Origin of the sequence: Amycolatopsis cihanbeyliensis (assembly GCF_006715045.1) — a bacterium.
Taxonomy (GTDB): Bacteria; Actinomycetota; Actinomycetes; order Mycobacteriales; family Pseudonocardiaceae; genus Amycolatopsis; species Amycolatopsis cihanbeyliensis.
Genome location: NZ_VFML01000001.1, coordinates 2,370,525 through 2,389,158, shown reverse-complemented (window position 1 = coordinate 2,389,158; position 18,634 = coordinate 2,370,525). Strand labels below are relative to the sequence as shown.

15 protein-coding genes are annotated in these 18,634 nt (G+C 71.3%); 13 read left to right on the top strand and 2 right to left on the bottom strand.

Annotated elements, in window-relative coordinates:
• The 6 genes from FB471_RS10495 (at position 1) to FB471_RS10470 (ending at position 10,831) form a co-directional block, all read left to right on the top strand.
• Positions 1 to 1,602, top strand: a complete 1,602-nt coding sequence (locus tag FB471_RS10495; RefSeq protein WP_141997331.1) for a DAK2 domain-containing protein — start codon at positions 1 to 3, stop codon at positions 1,600 to 1,602.
• 1 nt (position 1,603) lies between these two features.
• Positions 1,604 to 3,760, top strand: coding sequence for an ATP-dependent DNA helicase RecG (gene recG / locus FB471_RS10490; protein WP_141997329.1), 2,157 nt, complete (start codon positions 1,604 to 1,606; stop codon positions 3,758 to 3,760).
• Positions 3,761 to 3,821: 61 nt separating this feature from the next.
• The gene (locus tag FB471_RS10485) at positions 3,822 to 4,787 is read left to right on the top strand and encodes a S8 family peptidase (protein WP_425457052.1); all 966 of its coding nucleotides are present in this window, start codon (positions 3,822 to 3,824) and stop codon (positions 4,785 to 4,787) included.
• Positions 4,788 to 4,963: 176 nt separating this feature from the next.
• Positions 4,964 to 8,341, top strand: a complete 3,378-nt coding sequence (locus tag FB471_RS10480) for a pyruvate carboxylase (RefSeq protein WP_141997327.1) — start codon at positions 4,964 to 4,966, stop codon at positions 8,339 to 8,341.
• A gap of 5 nt (positions 8,342 to 8,346) precedes the next feature.
• Positions 8,347 to 9,915 carry an adenylate/guanylate cyclase domain-containing protein gene (locus FB471_RS10475; protein WP_141997325.1) on the top strand — a complete coding sequence of 523 codons (1,569 nt, stop codon included), beginning with the start codon at positions 8,347 to 8,349 and terminating at the stop codon, positions 9,913 to 9,915.
• A gap of 97 nt (positions 9,916 to 10,012) precedes the next feature.
• Entirely contained in the window at positions 10,013 to 10,831 is an 819-nt protein-coding gene (locus tag FB471_RS10470) for an arginase family protein (RefSeq protein ID WP_141997323.1), read from the top strand.
• Between the two features lie 116 nt (positions 10,832 to 10,947).
• Here the strand turns inward: FB471_RS10470 and FB471_RS10465 are convergent, their stop codons facing one another.
• Positions 10,948 to 11,946 carry an LLM class flavin-dependent oxidoreductase gene (locus FB471_RS10465; protein ID WP_141997321.1) on the bottom strand — a complete coding sequence of 333 codons (999 nt, stop codon included), beginning with the start codon at positions 11,944 to 11,946 and terminating at the stop codon, positions 10,948 to 10,950.
• Positions 11,943 to 14,105 (bottom strand): HelD family protein, encoded by a 2,163-nt coding sequence (locus FB471_RS10460; RefSeq protein WP_141997319.1) that lies wholly within the window; start codon positions 14,103 to 14,105, stop codon positions 11,943 to 11,945. Before FB471_RS10460 ends, FB471_RS10465 begins: the two co-directional genes overlap by 4 nt.
• A 134-nt stretch (positions 14,106 to 14,239) precedes the next feature.
• On the opposite strand from FB471_RS10460, the gene rsmD reads away from it, so the two are divergent.
• The 7 genes from rsmD (at position 14,240) to rnc (ending at position 18,631) form a co-directional block, all read left to right on the top strand.
• Entirely contained in the window at positions 14,240 to 14,797 is a 558-nt protein-coding gene (gene rsmD, locus FB471_RS10455; RefSeq protein ID WP_141997317.1) for a 16S rRNA (guanine(966)-N(2))-methyltransferase RsmD, read from the top strand.
• Positions 14,798 to 14,843: 46 nt separating this feature from the next.
• Positions 14,844 to 15,326 carry a pantetheine-phosphate adenylyltransferase gene (gene coaD, locus FB471_RS10450; RefSeq protein WP_141997315.1) on the top strand — a complete coding sequence of 161 codons (483 nt, stop codon included), beginning with the start codon at positions 14,844 to 14,846 and terminating at the stop codon, positions 15,324 to 15,326.
• A 58-nt stretch (positions 15,327 to 15,384) separates the two neighbouring features.
• A complete protein-coding gene (locus FB471_RS10445) occupies positions 15,385 to 16,071 on the top strand; it encodes a ribonuclease domain-containing protein (RefSeq protein WP_141997313.1) in 687 nt (228 codons plus the stop codon).
• A 100-nt stretch (positions 16,072 to 16,171) separates the two neighbouring features.
• Positions 16,172 to 16,894, top strand: coding sequence for a DivIVA domain-containing protein (locus tag FB471_RS10440; RefSeq protein ID WP_141997311.1), 723 nt, complete (start codon positions 16,172 to 16,174; stop codon positions 16,892 to 16,894).
• Positions 16,895 to 16,992: 98 nt separating this feature from the next.
• Positions 16,993 to 17,610, top strand: a complete 618-nt coding sequence (locus tag FB471_RS10435; protein ID WP_141997309.1) for a YceD family protein — start codon at positions 16,993 to 16,995, stop codon at positions 17,608 to 17,610.
• A gap of 74 nt (positions 17,611 to 17,684) precedes the next feature.
• Entirely contained in the window at positions 17,685 to 17,867 is a 183-nt protein-coding gene (gene rpmF / locus FB471_RS10430; RefSeq protein ID WP_141997307.1) for a 50S ribosomal protein L32, read from the top strand.
• 20 nt (positions 17,868 to 17,887) lie between these two features.
• Positions 17,888 to 18,631: a ribonuclease III gene (rnc, locus tag FB471_RS10425; RefSeq protein ID WP_141997305.1), complete on the top strand. Its 744-nt coding sequence runs from the start codon at positions 17,888 to 17,890 to the stop codon at positions 18,629 to 18,631.
• Positions 18,632 to 18,634: the final 3 nt, after the last annotated feature.

Sequence of the window (18,634 nt, the reverse complement as noted above, 5' to 3'; positions counted from 1 at the left end):
GTGCGAGCCCTGGACGCGGCGGCGGTGACGGCGTGGGCCGCCGCGTGCGTGCGCAGCCTCGATGCCCTGCGGGTGGACATCGACGGGATCAACGTCTACCCCGTCGCCGACTCCGACACCGGCTCCAACCTGCTGCACACGCTCACCGGTGCTCGCGACGCGCTGGCCACCGAGCCGGAACCGGCCGGTGCCGGCGACGCGCTGGCCGTGCTCGCCCGCGGCGCGGTGCGGGCCGCCCGCGGCAATTCGGGAGTGATCGTCTCCCAGGTCCTGCGCGGGCTGGCCGAGTCGGCGGCGGGCCGGACCGAACTCGAGGGACCAGCGCTGGCCCGCGCGCTGGTCGCGGCGGACAACACCGCCACGGAGGCCGTGGCGCACCCGGTGGCGGGCACGATGCTCACCGTGCTGCATACGGCCGTGGCCCCGCTGCGCACGGACCGGCAGCTCTCCCTCGCCGAGGTGGCGGGTGCCGTGGCCACCGCGGCCGCGGACGCACTGGACGAAACCCCGCACCAGCTACCCGCGCTGGCCGCGGCGGGAGTGGTGGACGCGGGTGGCCGTGGCCTGGTCGCCGTGCTCGATGCGCTGGTGACGGTGGTCACCGGCACGCGGGTCGAGACGCCACGACACCTCGGCGCCGCGGTCGCCAGGCAACCGGCGCCGCCCGCCGTGTCCGCGTGGGAGGTCATGTACCTGCTCGACGACGTTGACCCGGCCGGGCTGCCCGAGCTGCGCACGGTGCTCAGCGAGCTCGGGGACAGCGTCACCGTCGCCGGGGACGGCGCAGGGAGCCACGCGGTACACGTGCACTGCGCGGACATCGGCGCCGCCATCGAGGCCGGTCTCGCGGCCGGCAGGCCACACCAGATCCGGGTGGAGCCACTGCTGACGGCGCCGCAGGAGGTCGCGGCCGGATCGGAAGGGCCGAGCCGCGCCGTCCTCCCCGTGGTGCGCGGGCAGGGCCTCGCGGAGCTGGTCACCGCGGAGGGCAAGCCGGTGCTGCGGGTGCCAGGGAGCTCGGCCCCGACCGTGGACGAGCTGCTCGGCACGATCACCGGGACCGGGGCCACGCATGTCACCGTGCTGCCCGCGGACGCCGAGCTGACCGCTGCCGTGGACAAGGTCACCGGCCACCCGATGCTCGAGGACCTCGAGGTGGTCGTCGTGCCCTGCGCCTCGCCGGTGCAGGTGCTGGCCGCGCTCGCCGTGCACGATCCGGCGCGGCGGACCAACGATGACGTGGTCGCCATGGCTGAGGCCGCGGCGGCCACCCGCCGTGGCGAGCTGCTGGTCGCGCGCGAGGAGGCGATCACCTGGGTGGGTCGCGCGCACGCGGGCGACCTGGTCGGCCTCGTGGACGGCGAGGTCGTGCTGATCGAGTCCGCCGCGACCGGCTCGCGCATTGTCGAGGCCGCGATGGCGGTGCTGGACCGGATGCTCGCCGCGGGCGGCGAGCTGGTGACCGTGCTGACCGGTACCGGCGCGCCGGGCGGGATCGGGACCACGCTGGCCGACCGGCTGCGTACCGAGCGGCCCGAGGTGGAGCTGTCGTGCTATTCCGGTGGTCAGGAATCAGCCGTGCTGCTGATCGGGGTGGAGTGAGATGAGCCAGTTACGCGATCCGCTGGGGCCGTTCCTCGGCGACAAGACGGCCAAGGCGCTGGCGAACGGGCTGAACCTGCATACCGTCGGCGACCTGCTGCGGCACTATCCGCGCCGCTACGCCGAGCGGGGCGAGCTGACCGACATCGCCGGCCTGGAGGTCGGCGAGCACGCCACGGTGCTGGCGAGGGTGGAGAACACGAGCAAGCGCAGGATGAAGTCGCGTAACGGCACGGTGCTCGAGGTGACCATCACCGACGGCACGCGGAAGCTGTCCTGCGCGTTCTTCAACCAGGCGTGGCGGGAGCGGGAGCTGCGTCCCGGCCGCACCGGCCTGTTCGCGGGCAAGGTCACCGAGTTCCGGCGGACGCTGCAGCTCGCCCATCCCGAGTACCAGCTACTCGAGACGCTCGACGACGAGACCTCGGCCGTGGACGACTTCGTCGGCCGGATCATCCCGGTCTACCCGGCGGCGGAGGGGCTCGGCTCCTGGGTCATCTCCAAGGCGGTACGGCAGGTGCTGGACACCTTCGAGCCGGAAGAGGACCCGATGCCGGCCGAGCTGCTCGCCCGCTACGGGCTCACCGACCTGCGTTCCGCGCTGGAGGACGTCCACCGGCCGCCGAACCGCCAGGCCATCGAGGTCGCGCAGCACCGGCTGAAGTGGGACGAGGCGATGGCGGTGCAGCTGATCTTCGCGCAACGCCGCTACTCCGCGGTGTCCCGGCCCGCGCCCGCGTGCCCGCGCCGGCCGGAAGGGCTGGCCACGGAGTTCGACGGCAGGCTGCCCTTCGACCTCACCGAGGGGCAGCGCGATGTGGGCGAGAAGATCTCCGCGGACCTCGCCGGGGAGCACCCGATGAACCGGCTGCTGCAGGGCGAGGTCGGCAGCGGTAAGACGGTCGTGGCGCTGCGGGCGATGCTGCAGGCTGTCGACGCGGGCAGGCAGGCCGCGATGCTCGCGCCGACCGAGGTTCTCGCCGCGCAGCACGCACGGTCGTTGCGCGAGCTGCTCGGCGACCTGGCGCAGGGTGGCGAGCTCGGCGGCGCGGAGAACGCGACCAGGGTGGCCCTGCTCACCGGCTCGATGCCGGCGAAGGAACGCAAGCAGGCGCTGCTGGACGTCGCAAGCGGTGCCGCGGGGATCGTGGTCGGCACGCATGCCCTGATCCAGGACACGGTGTCCTTCGCCGATCTGGGCCTCGTGGTGGTGGACGAGCAGCACCGGTTCGGCGTCGAGCAGCGGGATGCGCTGCGTTCCCGTGGCGCGGACTTCACCAGCCCGCATGTCCTGGTGATGACCGCGACCCCGATTCCCCGCACCGTGGCCATGACCGTGTACGGCGACCTGGAGATCTCGTCCCTGCGGGAACTACCGGCCGGTCGCTCGCCGATCTCCACCTCCGTGGTGCCTGCCGCGGAGAAACCGGCGTGGCTGGACCGGGCATGGCAACGGGTCGCGGAGGAGGTCGGTAAGGGGCACCAGGCCTATGTGGTCTGTCCGCGGATCGGCGACGAACCGGCAGCGGAGAAGGGGGACAAGCGGCCCGCGCTCGCGGTGCTCGACCTGGCGCCGGAACTGGCGGAGGGCGCGCTGAACGGGCTGCGGGTCGGCGTGCTGCACGGCAGGATGCCGAGCGAGGAGAAGGACGAGGTGATGCGTTCCTTCGCGGCGGGCAGCACGGACGTTCTCGTGGCCACGACGGTGATCGAGGTCGGCGTGAACGTGCCGAACGCGACCGTGATGGTGATCATGGACGCGGAACGGTTCGGCGTGAGCCAGCTCCACCAGCTACGTGGCCGGGTCGGCAGGGGGGACGTGCCAGGGCTGTGCCTGCTGGTCACCGAGGCACTGGAGGGCACGACGACCCGGGAGCGGCTCACCGCCGTGGAGTCCACGGTGGACGGCTTCGAACTGTCCCGAATGGATCTCGAGCTGCGCAGGGAGGGCGACATCCTGGGTTCGGCGCAGTCCGGGAAACGGTCCGGGCTGAAGTTGCTGTCCCTGCTGCGGGACGAGGAGATGATCGCCGAGGCGAGGCTGCGGGCCCAGGAGATCGTGGGCGACGATCCCTCGCTGGGTGGGCATCTCGGCCTGGTACACCTGGTCTCCGAACTGGTCGACGCGGACTCCGCCGAGTACCTCGAGAAGACGTAGCACCCGATCGGTGGATGGGGTTCGTGTTGCCGCGCGGGGGCGCAGGAGGTAAGCCAGGGCCATGGCAGCTCTGGGAACTCGGCTGGTCCGTGCCGCCGCGGTGGCGATGACGGCGATCTGTGTCCTGGCCCCGGTGGCCGCGGCCGAGCCCGGTGAGCAGCTCGACCCACCGAGTTGGGGGCTGGACCGGGTGGATCAGCGGGAGGGCGGTGACCGGCTGGACCAGCGCTACCGGTACGAGACCACCGCCGAGGCCGTGACGGCCTACGTGATCGACACCGGCGTGGACGGCACCCACCCCGACTTCGGGGGGCGGGTGTGGCCCGGCAAGGACTTCGTCGACGATGACGAGCACGCCACCGACCGCAACGGGCACGGTACGCAACTCGCCGGGGTCATCGCGGGCGAGCGGTACGGCATCGCCAAGCAGGCGCGCATCATGCCGGTTCGCGTGCTGGACGCGCAGGGCGCCGGCACCGCGGCGACCATCCTGTCCGGCATCGAGTGGGTGCTGGAGAACGCCCGGCAACCGGCGGTGGCGGTGCTCGGCATCGGCGGCCCGCCGAACGAGGCGGTCGACGAGGCAGTCCGGAGGCTCGCCGAGGTGATGCCGGTCGCGGTACCGGCGGGCGGTTCGGGCGGCGACGCCGGTGAGTTCTCCCCCGGCCGGGTCCCGGAAGTGCTGACCGTCGCGGCCTCGAACCAGTCCGACGAGGCCGCCCCGAAGTCGAACTCCGGCGCGGCCGTGGACCTGTACGCCCCTGGGGTGGACGTCGTGGCGCCCGCCACCGGCGGCAAGGACGCGACGCGGAGCGGGACCTCCATGGCCGCCGCGCACGTCGCGGGCGTCGCCGCGCTCTACCGGGCGACACATCCGGACGTCCCCGTGCCGGAGGTCGCGGCGGCCCTGGTGGCGAACGCGACCGTGGACGCGCTGTCCGGGGTGCCGGAGGGCACCGCGAACCGCCTGCTGTACACCCTGACCCCGGAATCGGCCCTCCAGGGGGAGGGTTCGCCTCCGCGGTGATGACCCCGGCGGCACGGCGGTGAACTGGCCCGAACGGGGGCATACCCACGAGCGGGTGGTCCGCCGTGGTGATGATGTCCGTCACCACGGGTGGAACTCCCGGTCACCGGCACCTACGCGGTAACGTTCGTCAGCTACCGATCCGTACGTGTCTCATACCATGGGAAGGACCGGGCATGTTCCGCAAGGTACTCGTCGCGAACCGAGGCGAGATCGCGATCCGCGCGTTCCGTGCCGGCTACGAGCTCGGCGCCGGCACGGTCGCCGTGTTCCCCCACGAGGACCGCAACTCGCTGCACCGGCTCAAGGCCGACGAGGCCTACGAGATAGGCGAGCAGGGACATCCGGTCCGGGCCTACCTCTCGGTCGACGAGGTGGTGCGCGCCGCGCGGCAGGCCGGCGCCGATGCCGTCTACCCCGGCTACGGATTCCTGTCCGAGAACCCCGACCTCGCCCGCGCCTGCGCGGAGGCTGGCATCACCTTCGTGGGTCCCAGCGCGGAGATCCTCGAGCTCACCGGGAACAAGGCTCGCGCGGTCGCCGCCGCAAGGGCCGCCGGGGTTCCGGTGCTCGGCTCCTCGGAACCGACCTCGGATCCGGACGTACTCGCGGCCGCCGCGGAGGAGCTCGGTTTCCCGTTGTTCGTCAAGGCTGTCGCCGGGGGCGGCGGGCGCGGTATGCGGCGGGTGTCCGAGCCCGCGGCCCTGCGCGAGTCCATCGAGGCCGCCTCTCGGGAGGCGGAGTCCGCTTTCGGCGACCCGACGGTGTTCCTGGAGAAGGCCGTGGTGCAGCCTCGGCATATCGAGGTGCAGATCCTCGCCGACGGTGCGGGCAACGTGATCCACCTGTTCGAGCGGGACTGTTCGGTCCAGCGCAGGCACCAGAAGGTGATCGAGCTGGCGCCCGCGCCGAACCTGCCCGCCGAGACCAGGGACCGGATCTGCGCCGACGCCGTGGCCTTCGCCCAGCAGATCGGCTACCGCAACGCGGGCACCGTGGAGTTCCTGCTGGACGCCGACGGCCGGCACGTGTTCATCGAGATGAACCCGCGTATCCAGGTCGAGCACACGGTGACCGAGGAGGTCACCGACGTCGACCTCGTACAGTCCCAGCTGCGCATCGCCGCCGGCGAGACGCTGCCCGGGCTCGGACTCACCCAGGAGCAGATCTACCTGCGCGGCGCTGCACTGCAGTGCCGGATCACCACCGAGGACCCGGCCAACGGCTTCCGGCCGGACACCGGGATGATCAGCGCCTACCGCTCGCCCGGCGGCTCCGGGATCCGGCTGGACGGCGGCACCGCCTTCTCCGGAACCGAGATCAGCGCGCACTTCGACTCCATGCTGGTGAAGCTCACCTGCCGGGGCCGGGACTTCAAAACCGCGGTCGGCAGGGCCCGGCGCGCGGTGGCCGAGTTCCGCATCCGCGGGGTATCGACCAACATCCCGTTCCTGCAGGCCGTGCTGGACGACACCGACTTCCAGGAGGGCCGGGTCACCACCTCGTTCATCGAGGAACGGCCGCACCTGCTGACCGCGCGGCATTCGGCCGACCGCGGCACCAGGCTGCTCACCTACCTCGCCGACGTCACGGTGAACAAGCCGCACGGCGCACGGCCACGGCTGATCAACCCGGTGGAGAAGCTGCCCCGGCTGCCGGCGGGCGCCGAGCCGCCGCCCGGGTCCAAGCAGAAGCTGACCGAGCTCGGTCCGGAGGGTTTCGCCCGCTGGCTGCGGGAGTCCTCGACCATCGGTGTCACCGACACCACGTTCCGGGACGCGCACCAGTCCCTGCTGGCCACCCGGGTACGTACCAAGGACCTGCTGGCCGTGGCGCCGGTGGTGGCGCACACCGTTCCCCAGCTGCTTTCGGTCGAGTGCTGGGGTGGCGCCACCTACGACGTGGCGTTGCGCTTCCTTGCCGAGGACCCGTGGGAGCGGCTGGCCGCCCTGCGCGCGGCCATGCCGAACCTGTGCCTGCAGATGCTGCTGCGCGGCCGGAACACGGTGGGCTACACGCCTTACCCGACCGAGGTCACCCAGGCCTTCGTGCAGGAGGCCACGGCGACCGGAATCGACATCTTCCGTATCTTCGACGCGCTGAACGACGTCGAGCAGATGCGGCCGGCGATCGAGGCCGTGCGGGAGACCGGCTCCGCCGTCGCCGAGGTGGCCCTGTGCTATACCTCGGATCTCTCCGATCCGGGCGAGAAACTGTACACACTGGACTACTACCTGCGGCTCGCCGAGCGGATCGTCGAGGCCGGCGCGCACGTGCTGGCCATCAAGGACATGGCAGGGCTGCTCAGGGCGCCCGCTGCGACCCGGCTGGTCTCCGCGCTGCGCAAGGAGTTCGACCTGCCGGTGCACGTACACACCCATGACACCGCGGGCGGGCAGCTGGCCACCTACCTGGCCGCGGTCCAGGCCGGTGCGGACGCGGTGGACGGCGCCGTCTCCTCGATGTCCGGCACCACCTCGCAGCCCTCGCTGTCCGCGATCGTCGCGGCCACCGACTTCTCCGAGCGCCCGACCGGCCTTGACCTCGAGGCCGTGGGTGACCTGGAGCCGTACTGGGAGATCGTGCGCAAGATCTACGCACCGTTCGAGGCGGGGCTGGCCTCCCCGACCGGTCGCGTGTACCACCATGAGATCCCCGGCGGCCAGCTGTCCAACCTGCGCAGCCAGGCCCGCGCGCTCGGGCTGGGCGACCGGTTCACCGAGATCGAGGCGATGTACGCCGCGGCCGACCGGATGCTCGGGCGGCTGGTCAAGGTCACCCCCTCGTCCAAGGTGGTCGGTGACCTGGCGCTGCACCTGGTGGGCGCCGGGGTCTCGCCGACCGACTTCGAGGCGGAGCCGAACAGGTTCGACATCCCCGACTCGGTCATCGGCTTCCTGCGTGGCGAGCTCGGCGACCCGCCGGGTGGCTGGCCGGAACCGTTCCGCAGCAAGGCGTTGCAGGGAAGGGCCGAGCCGAAGCCGGTGGTCGAGCTGTCCGACGAGGACAAGAAGGGGCTGGCGGAGAACCGGAAGGACACGCTCAACCGGCTGCTGTTCCCCGGTCCCACCAAGGAGTTCGACGCACACCGCGCCGCATACGGCGACACCAGCGTGCTGCCGAGCAAGGACTTCTTCTACGGCCTGCGCCCAGGCGAGGAGCACTCGGTGGACCTCGAGCCAGGGGTGCGGCTGCTGATCGAGCTGGAGGCGATCGGCGAGGCCGACGAGCGGGGCGTGCGCACGGTGATGTCCACATTGAACGGGCAGTTGCGGCCGATCCAGGTGCGGGACACCTCGGTTGCCTCCGACGTGCCGGTGACGGAGAAGGCCGACAAGGCCGACCCGCGGCACGTCGCCGCGCCGTTCGCCGGGGTGGTGACGCTCTCGGTGTCCGAAGGGGACCGGGTGGAGGCGGGCGCGACCGTGGCCACGATCGAGGCGATGAAGATGGAGGCCGCGATCACCGCCTCGGAGTCGGGCACCGTCGGCAGGCTGGCCATCACCGCCGTGCAACAGGTGGAAGGCGGCGACCTGCTGCTGGTACTGGAATAACCGGCATGACCTCCGAGAGTGGCCCGCGCGGGTACCGGCCGTTCGGGTCGTTCCTCCTCGGCGCCGCCGACCAGCAGGACACCCTGCTGCGGCTGCGGGTACGGGTGTTGCTCACCGGCTCGCTGGTGATCGCCAACCTGATCGGCGCGATCGTGGTGGTCGCGCTGGTGACCCTGGTCCTGCCGGGGCCGAACGTGTTCACCGCCGACCTCGCGATGGTGAACTTCGTGGTGGTGCCGTGCTACGTCCTCGTGGCCGTGGTGCTCGGCGTGCTGTGGGGCACCCGCCGGGCCGTCGGGGTGCTGCGGTGGGCGTTCGAGGACAGGGACCCTGACGAGCGGGAACGCAGGGCCACCTTGCGGGTTCCGCTGCGGCTGTTCGGGATCCAGGCGGTGCTGTGGCTGGTCGGCACCGCGCTGTTCACCACGATCTACGCGATCGAACTACCGGACGCCGCGTTCAAGGTGGCGTTCACCGCGGGCTTCGGTGGCCTGGTCGTGTGCGCGAACGCGTACCTGCTCAGCGAGTTCGCGTTGCGCCCGCTGGCGGCCCGCGCGCTGTCCAGGGGTTCGGTGCCGCGGCGGCGCATGGTGTCCGGGGTGACGGTGCGGATGCTGATGGCCTGGGGACTCGGCTCCGGCGTACCGGTGACCGGGCTGATGATCGCGGCCGTGTTCACGCTGGTCCGCGGGGACGTGCCGACCACCCAGCTGGCGATCACCATTCTCGCGCTCGGTGCGGTCATCCTGGTGTTCGGCTGCCTGATCGTGGTGTTCATGGCACGGGCGACGGTCGCGCCGATCCGGAGCGTGCGGGCGGCGCTGGAACGGGTGCAGCGCGGCGATCTGAGCGCGGGCGTGGTGGTGTTCGACGGCACCGAGCTCGGGTTGCTGCAGTCCGGGTTCAACCGGATGGTCGACGGGCTGCGCGAGCGTGAGCTGATCCGGGACCTGTTCGGCAGGCACGTGGGCCACGAGGTCGCCAGGGACGCGCTGTCCCGCCGGATCGAGCTGGGCGGGGAGGTCCGCGACGTCGCGGTGTTGTTCGTGGATGTGCTCGGCTCGACCGCGCTGGCCGCGGCCCGCCCACCTGCCGAGGTGGTGGACGTGCTGAACCGTTTCTTCGCCGTGGTGGTGGCCGAGGTGCACGCGCACGGCGGTTCGGTGAACAAGTTCGAGGGGGACGCGGCGCTGGCGGTGTTCGGCGCGCCGCACGACCTGCCGGACGCCGCGGGCTCGGCGCTGGCCGCGGCCCGCGTGCTGAGCGCGCGCCTGGCCGGCGAGATCACCGAGTGCCAGGCCGGAATCGGCGTCGCGGCCGGCCCTGCGGTGGCGGGCAACGTCGGCGCGGAGAGCCGGTTCGAGTACACCGTGATCGGTGACCCGGTGAACGAGGCCGCGCGGCTGACCGAGTTGGCGAAGGCCGTGCCGGGCCGGGTGGTGGCCTCGATGCGCGCCGTGCGATCCGCGGGCACGGAGGAAGCCGCCCGCTGGACCGCGACGGACGAGACCACCCTGCGCGGTCGCGCCGAGCCCACCCTGCTCGCCGTCCCGGCGTGTTTGCCGTCCTCGTAACCGTGTTTGCCGCTCACGTAGGCGAGTTTGCCGCTCACGTAGGCGAGTTTGCCGTTCCGGTAACCGAGTTTGCCCTCCACGGGTTACGTTGACGGCTATGCGCGTTCACGCGGTGCCGCGACGGCGGGGTGCACTCGGACCGAACGCCGACGGGCTGCCCGCCGGCTGCCGGGCGCTGGCTGCCCTCGCCGGCGAGGTGCTCGGCGTACCGGTGCGGGAGGTGCCCATCACCGACGCCGGGTCGGACACCGTGCACGGGATCGCCAACCGGGAGACCTTGCTGCGCAACCGATCCGCCCAGCTGGCCGCGCTGGAGGCACCGGAGGGACCGGTATTCACCATCGGCGGTGACTGCGGGGTGGAGCTGGTGCCGGTCGCCCTCGCTCGGTACCGGCACGGGGAACGCCTCGGCGTGGCCTGGTTCGATGCGCATGCCGACCTGAACACCGCGGCGAGCTCGCCTTCGGGCGCCTACCACGGGATGGTGCTGCGGTCCCTGCTCGGCGAGGGTGATCCGGAGTTCGCCGCCGATCCCGCCGTGCTGCCGGGGCGGGCGGTGCTGTGCGGTGCCAGGGTCTTCGACCCGGCCGAGCGCGCGGCCGTCCACGCCGGTCTCGCCGGGCACGTCCAGTCCGCCGACGACCCGCGGCAGGTGGCGGCGGCGCTGCGGGCGAGCGGGGCCGAGCGGATCTACCTGCACCTGGACCTGGATGTGCTGGACCCCGCCGAGTTCGGTCACCTCAACTACCCCGAACCGGGCGGGCTCAGCATCGCGCAACTGGCCGCCGGAATCGGCGGGCTGGCCGGGTTCGAGGTGGTGGACGCCGGGATCACCGAATGCGTCGGGGCCGAGCCCGCGGACCTGCGGCCGCTGGTGCCCGTGCTGGAGGCGATCGGGGCACTGTTGCGTCGTTGACCGTACGTCAACAGCCAACTCGTGCGCGTGGGCGGCAAACTCGGTTACCGGAACAGCAAACACGGTTACGTGGACGGCAAACACGGTTACGTGGACGGCAAACACGCCGGTGGGCCTCAGCGGGCGAGGTCGGCGAGGAGCTCGTAGGAGCGGACGCGGTCGGCATGGTCGTGCACCATGGTGGTGATCATCAGCTCGTCGGCTCCGGTGTCCTCGAGGAGGTCCTCCAGACCCTTGCGGACGGTTTCCGGGGAGCCCACGATGTTGCTCGCCATGCGTTCCTGGAGAACCTGCCGGTCCAGGTCGGTGTACTCGTAGGCGGCCGACTCCTCGGGACTGGGCAGCGGGATCGGCTTGCCGTGCCGCAGGCTCAGGAAGGTCAACCCGCTCGGGCCGGCCAGCCACCGCGCGTGCTCGTCGGTCTCCGCGCAGATCACCGCGGTGCCGAGCATCAGGTACGGCTCGTCCAGCACGGCCGAGGGCTGGAAGGCCTCCCGGTAGATCCGCGCGGCCGGCAGGGTGTTCTGCGCGCTGAAGTGGTGCGCGAAGGAGAACGGCAGACCGAGCATCCCGGCCAGTTGCGCGCTGAACCCACTCGAGCCGAGCAGCCAGACCGGCGGCCCGTTGCCCTCCGCGACCACCGCGTTCACCGCGCGCTCGGCATCGTGCTCGAAATAGGACATCAGCTCGGTCAGCTGCTGCGGGAACTCCCGCGCGGCCAGCGCCGCCGCCGAACCACGCAGCGCGACCGCGGTGCGCTGGTCGGTCCCGGGAGCCCGACCGATACCGAGGTCGATCCGTCCGGGGTGGAACGCCTCCAGGGTGCCGAACTGCTCGGCGACCACCAGCGGTGCGTGGTTGGGCAGCATCACCCCACCCGAGCCGACCCTGATCCGCTCGGTCGCGTTCGCCACCTGCCCGATCAACACGGCCGTCGCGGAGCTGGCGATGCCGGGCATGTTGTGGTGCTCGGCCAGCCAGTACCGGTGATAACCGAGCCGTTCGGCCTGCCGGGCGAGGTCGATCGTGTCACGCAGCGTGCTCGACGCCGCCGCGCCGCTCGCGACCGGCGCGAGGTCCAACACGGACAGCGTGGTATCAGCAAGGGAAGTCACATACCGGGCAACGCCTCCTGGGCCGCGAAGCTTCCCTCCGGCAGCCAGCTCTCGTCCGAATGCAACACGGCCAGCTGCTGGGTCGCCCTGGTCAACGCGACGTACAGCACCCGGCGGCCGGTCAGCGACTCGGCGATCAGCTCGGTCGGCTCCAGCAGCACCACCGCGTCGTACTCGAGGCCCTTCGAGTCCAGGCTGCCGACCACCTTCAGCCGCTCGTCGGCCTGGCCGGACAGCCAGCGCTCGACCTCGGTCACCCGGTCCATCGCGCAGATCACACCCACCGTGCCCGCCACGGCGTCCAGCATCTCCTTGGCCGTGGCCTGCACCGCACCTTCCGCCGAGGCCGGCTCGATCCGCCGGAGCTGGGGGGTGTGCCCGGTCGCCCGCACGGCGTGCGGCAACGCGTCCTCCTCGGCATGCCCGCCGACCACCTTCGCAGCCAATTCGAAGATCTCCGCCGAGTTCCGGTAGTTGGTGCGCAGGGTGAACCGCCGCCGCGCGGTGCGGCCGCCGAAGGCCGTGTCCCGCGCCTGCGCCGCCTCGGCCGGGTCCGGCCAGGAACTCTGCACCGGGTCACCCACCACGGTCCAGCTCGCGTACCGCCCCCGCCTGCCGATCATCCGCCACTGCATGGGGGAGAGGTCCTGCGCCTCGTCCACCACGATGTGCGAGTACTCGTCGTAGTGCTCAGGACGCTGGGGGCGCGCCGGGCCGTCGCTGTCCCGCGTCTGCTCGGCGTCCAGCTCGAGGCCGCCCCGCTTGCGCCGTTTCGGCGGCGGGCCCATCAGCACCCGCAACTCGTCCAGCAGCGCGATGTCGGCGATCGACCAGCCCTTGGCCCGGTCCGCCATGGACGCCGCGAGCACGGCGACCTCCTCCCGGTCGAGCACCTGCTTGCCGGCGCGGGCCAGCCTGCGCTCGTCGGCGAGCCAGCCGAGTACCTGTGCCGGGTACAGCACCGGCCACCACACCACCAGGAAACGGTGGAAGTCGATCCGCTCGCCGAGCCGGGTGATCAGCTCCCCGCGGTCCACCGAACCCCCCTCGGCGCGGGCATGTTCCTCAGCCTTGTTGGCGAGCGCATCCAGCAGCAGCTCTGCCGCGCGCACCCGGGACCGGTTCGGCGGCCCTCCCTGGGTGTGCACCTTGCGGCGTACCCGTTCCAGCTCCTTGGCCTGCAGCTTGAGCACCTCGCCGCGGTAGACGATGCGCATCTCGGTGGGGGCGTCCGGCGGGGTGTCCCGCATCGCCCGCAGCAGCACCTTGCGCATCCGTAGCGAGCCCTTGATCGCGGCCAGCCGGGCCGAGTCCTGCCGGACCGCCTCGATCCCGTCCAGCACCTGGCCGAGCGCGCGCAGCTCCACATTGGTCTCGCCCATCGCGGGCAGCACCCGGGAGATGTAGTTGGTGAACACCGCGGACGGTCCGACCACGAACACCCCTGCCCCGCCCAGTTGCCTGCGGTAGCGGTAGAGCAGGTAGGCGGCACGATGCAGCGCCACCGCGGTCTTACCGGTGCCGGGGCCGCCGGTGATCTCGGTGACCCCGCGCCACGGTGCCCGGATGACCTCGTCCTGTTCCCGCTGGATGGTGGCGACGATGTCGCGCATGGTGCTGCCGCGGGCGCGGCCGAGCGCGGCCATCAACGCACCCTCGCCGACCACCGCCATGTCCTCGGGAACGGCCTCGGGCATCAGCACGTCGTCGTCGACGTCCAGCACGTTTCGACCGGAGCAGCGGATCACCCTGCGCCGCACCACGTCCATCGGCTCCTCGGCGGTGGCCTGGTAGAAGGCGGCGGCCGCCGGCGCGCGCCAGTCGGTGACCAGGTTGTCGAAGTCGGCGTCCCGGATGCCGAGCCTGCCGACATAGATCGGTTCGGTGGTGGCGTGGTCCAGCCTGCCGAACACCAGGCCCTCGTACTCGGCGTCCAGGGTCTGCAGCGTCTGGTTGGCGTGGAACACCATCATGTCCCGTTCGAACAGCATGGATGCCTGCTCGAACACCGCTTCCCGCTGCGCACCGTGCCCGATCTCGTAGCCCTTGGTGCGCATCTCCTCGGCCTGCGAGCGCAGCTCGCCGAGGCGGTTGTACACACGGTCGACGTGGCTCTGCTCGATGGCGATCTCGGCCCGTCTGACCCGAGGTTCCGACACACAGGCTCCTAGCAGCTCATCGCCGGGAAGGGGAAGAACGACAATACGCGTTACCGGCTCCCGCTTCACCCGGTCCTGTCCAAAAACACAGTCCCGTACCAGGGGCGGAGGCGGTGGTCGGGCAGGATGGCAGAGTGACCAGGATCGTGGCCGGCCGCGCGGGCGGCAGGCGGTTGCGGGTGCCGCCGAAGGGAACCAGACCCACCACGGAGCGGGTGCGGGAAGCCCTGTTCAACGCGTTGCAGGTCGCCGGGGAAGTGGACGGCGCCAGGGTGCTCGACATCTACGCCGGTTCCGGCGCGCTGGGTCTGGAGGCCCTGTCGCGGGGAGCGGCGTTCGCCCTGTTCGTGGAGTCCGACCGCACCGCGGCCGAGGTGCTGCGCGGCAACATCGGCGCGCTGGGGCTGGGCGGTTCGGTACGGCTGGGCAAGGCGGAGACCGTGCTGGCCGAGCCCGCGCCGGAACCGTTCGACCTGGTGGTCCTCGACCCCCCGTTCGCACTCGAGGAGTCCCGGTTGGCCGCCGTGCTCGCCGCGCTGCCCGCCGGGGGCTGGACGGCGCCCGGCAGCCTGGTGGTGGTGGAGCGGCCGGTGCGCACCGGCGGGCCGCGGTGGCCCGAGGACTACCAGGAGCTGCGTACTCGGCGGTACGGCGAGGCCGCACTGTACCGGGCGGAACACCGGATGTCCTGAGTCACATCTCGCGCATGTCCCGGCCCACCTTGGTAGCGTCCGCGCCATGCGCCGAGCGGTCTGTCCGGGTTCCTATGACCCCGCCACCAACGGCCACGTCGACATCATCGAGCGAACCTCGAAGCTGTTCGACGAGGTCGTGATCGCCGTGCTGGTCAACAAGAACAAGAAGGGCCTTTTCTCCATCGAGGAACGGATGGAGATGCTGCGCGAGGTCACGGCGCACCTGCCCAATGTGCGGGTCGACTCCTGGCACGGGCTGCTGGTCGACTACTGCCGCCAGCACGACATCGCGGCGATCACCAAGGGCCTTCGCTCGGTCAGCGACTTCGACTACGAGCTGCAGATGGCCCAGATGAACCGGGAGCTCTCCGGCGTGGAGACGCTGCTGATGTCGAACAACCCGCTGTGGAGCTTTCTGTCCAGCTCGCTGGTCAAGGAGGTCGCCACCTATGGCGGGGACGTGGCTCACCTGGTGCCGGAGCTGGTGCACGAGCGACTCAAGGAGCGCCTGGCCGAACTCGGCTGACCACCGGAGTTCACCTGAAAGATAGACGAAAATCACACTCCGGGATTACGGTCAGGAAATGACCAACTACCGGTTTCGCATCTCCGCTGTCCTGCTGGCCGTGCTGGTCGCGCTGGTCGGCGGCGGCCTGACCGCCACGGCGGCACAGGCGCCCGCCCTCCCGCAGCCGCCGTGCGGCGACACCTCCGGGTTCGATCGGACCCCACTGGCCGACCTGCCACCCGAGGCGACCGAAACCTACGACCTGATCCGGCAGGGTGGCCCGTTCCCGTACCCCCAGGACGGGACCGTCTTCCAGAACCGCGAGCGGCTGCTGCCGGACTGCTCGAGCGGCTACTACCACGAGTACACCGTGGAGACGCCGGGCAGCCCCGACCGCGGCGCCCGCCGGATCGTCACCGGCGAGGGTGGCGAGTACTTCTACACCCGTGACCACTACGCGAGCTTCGTGCTGATCGACCTCGGCGGGGCGCCCGTCCCGGAATGTGGTGATCTGTCCGGGTTGGACAGTGTGGCCCTTTCCGCGTTGTCCCCCGCGGCACAGGACGTGGTCCGTGCGGCAGCCGGTGGCGCCGACGGTATCGAGTACGAGAACAGGGAAGGCGTGCTGCCGGACTGCCCCGAGGGCTACTACCGGCTCTTCGACGTCGGCAGCGAGGACAGGGTGATCGCCGGCGACGGCGGCGAGATCGCCTACACCCCCGACCACTACCGCACCTTCCAGTCCGTCACCATCCCCGCCTGACCGGACACGCCCGGGGTCGGCGCGTCCCCGGAATCGCGGGGTGACCGGGCAGACTGGGGACAGGCAAAGGGGATGAACGGCCGGCCGTGAGGGAGTTGCCGTGTACCGGGTGTTCGAAGCTCTGGACGAGCTCGTCACGATCGTCGAAGAGTCGCGCGGGGTCCCGATGACCTCGAGTTGTGTGGTGCCGCGCGGAGACGTGCTCGAGCTACTGGACGACGTTCGGGACGCCCTGCCCGGTGAGGTGGACGACGCCCAGGACGTCCTGGACCAGCGCGACGAGGTGCTGAACAAGGCCCGCGGCGAGGCCGAAAGCACGGTGAACTCGGCGAACGAGCAGGCCGAGCGGACACTCGCGGACGCGCGGGCCGAGGCCGAGCGGCTGGTGGCCGAGGCACAGGCGCGGGCCGAGCAGCTGGTGTCCGACGCGCATGCCGAGGCCGACCGCGCCGTGTCCGCGGGCCAGGCCGAGTACCAGAACCTCACCGAACGTGCCCGTGCCGAGGCGGAGCGGATGATCCAGGCCGGCCGGGACGCCTACGACCGGTCGGTCGAGGACGGCCGGAGCGAGCAGGCACGGCTGGTGGCGCAGACCGAGGTGGTGCAGGCCGCGCACGGTGAGGCCGCACGGATCGTGGACGAAGCGCATGCGGAGGCGGACCGGCAGCGCGCCGAATGCGACGCCTACGTGGACGGCAAGCTGGCCGAGTTCTCCGAGCTGCTGTCCACCACCCTGCGTACGGTCGACTCCGGCCGCAACCACCTGCGCGGCCCCGGCTCGATGGGCAACTCCCGCACCCCGGTGTACGACTACCAGGTGTAACCCCGGGCGAACCGGACTCGGCGTGGCGTAGCCTGGTGGGGTTGCGTTGCTCCGTGCGGGCCGCGCGAGAACGACCGGAACCACTCACAAAGAGAACGATGTCTGACGACAAACCCAGCACCGACGCCCGCAGCCCGTGGGTCATCGACACCCGTGAGCTCGGCCGCCGCCCCGGGCTGAGCCGTTCCGTTCGGCGCGAGGTCCCGGTGGAGACGACACTCGGCGTTCCGGACGTGATCACCGTGCCCTCGGGTGGCGTCATCGCGCTGGACCTGCTGCTCGAGTCGGTGGTGGAGGGTGTGCTGGTCACCGGTACGGCCTCCACGGAGACCGCCGGCCAGTGCTCCCGCTGCCTTGACCCGATCGAGGACGAGGTCGAGGTGGAGGTCACCGAGCTGTTCGCCTACCCGAACTCGACCACCGAGGCGACGACCGAGGAGGACGAGGTCAGCAGGCTGGTGGACGACAAGGTGGACCTCGGCCCCGTGGCGCGCGATGCCATCGTGCTCGCGTTGCCCCAGGTTCCGCTGTGCGCGCCGGACTGCGCCGGGCTGTGCTCGGGATGCGGCGCGAAGTGGGTCGATCTCGAGCCCGGACACGGGCATGAGACGATAGACCCTCGGTGGGCCGCGCTGGTCGAGCGCCTCGGTGAAGTTTCCGGTGAGACCGACGCATCGGAGGAGACGCGGACGAGCGGCCCCGACCAGAAGGCCTGACCGAGCACCCCGCTCGACCCAGCAAGCAAAGTATGCTCGCGCCCGCGGGCAGATGTTGATGAGGAGAACCAGCCGTGGCCGTCCCGAAGCGGAAGATGTCGCGTTCCAACACCCGCTCGCGCCGCGCCCAGTGGAAAGCGAGCCCGGTGCACCTGGTGCCCTGCTCGAACCGTGCGTGCAAGCAGCCCAAGCCGCAGCACGTCGCGTGCCCGAACTGCGGGCAGTACGGCGGGCGGCAGGTCGTCGAGCCGGCCTGAGGTCGAGGTAGCTGCCCGCTATGGGGGGTAAGTCACCCAGCGGTCCGGCCGCGGATCCAACCCCACTGCTCGAAGCGCTCGGTGTCGAACTCGACACCGAGTTGTTGACGCTCGCGCTGACCCACCGTTCCTACGCGTACGAGAACGGCGGCCTGCCACCGAACGAGCGGCTGGAGTTCCTCGGCGACGCGGTGCTGGGCCTGGTGGTCACCGACCACCTCTACCGCAGCCACCAGGAGCTGCCCGAGGGCCAGCTCGCGAAGCTGCGCGCCAGCGTGGTCAACATGCACGCGCTCGCCGGCGTCGCTCGCGGGCTCGGCGAGGGCGGGCTCGGCGCCTACCTGCTGCTCGGCAAGGGCGAGGAGCTCACCGGCGGCCGGGACAAGGCGAGCATCCTTGCCGACGGGCTGGAGGCCGTGATCGGCGCGGCCTACCTCGCGCACGGCATCGACGTCGCCAGGCAGCTGGTGCACCGCCTCTTCGACGGGCTGCTGGCCGAGGCGCCGCTGCGGGGCGCCGGCCTGGACTGGAAGACCAGCCTGCAGGAGCTCACCGCCTCGGCGGGGCTCGGGGTGCCGGAGTACAAGGTCGAGGACACCGGCCCCGATCACCGCAAGGAGTTCACCGCCACCGTGCTGGTCGGTGGCCGGGATCTCGGCCACGGTGAGGGCACGACCAAGAAGGAAGCCGAGCAGAAGGCGGCCGAGACCGCGTGGCGGGCACTGTCCGCCGAGCTCGGCAGCGAGGGCATGACCCGGGAGTGACGC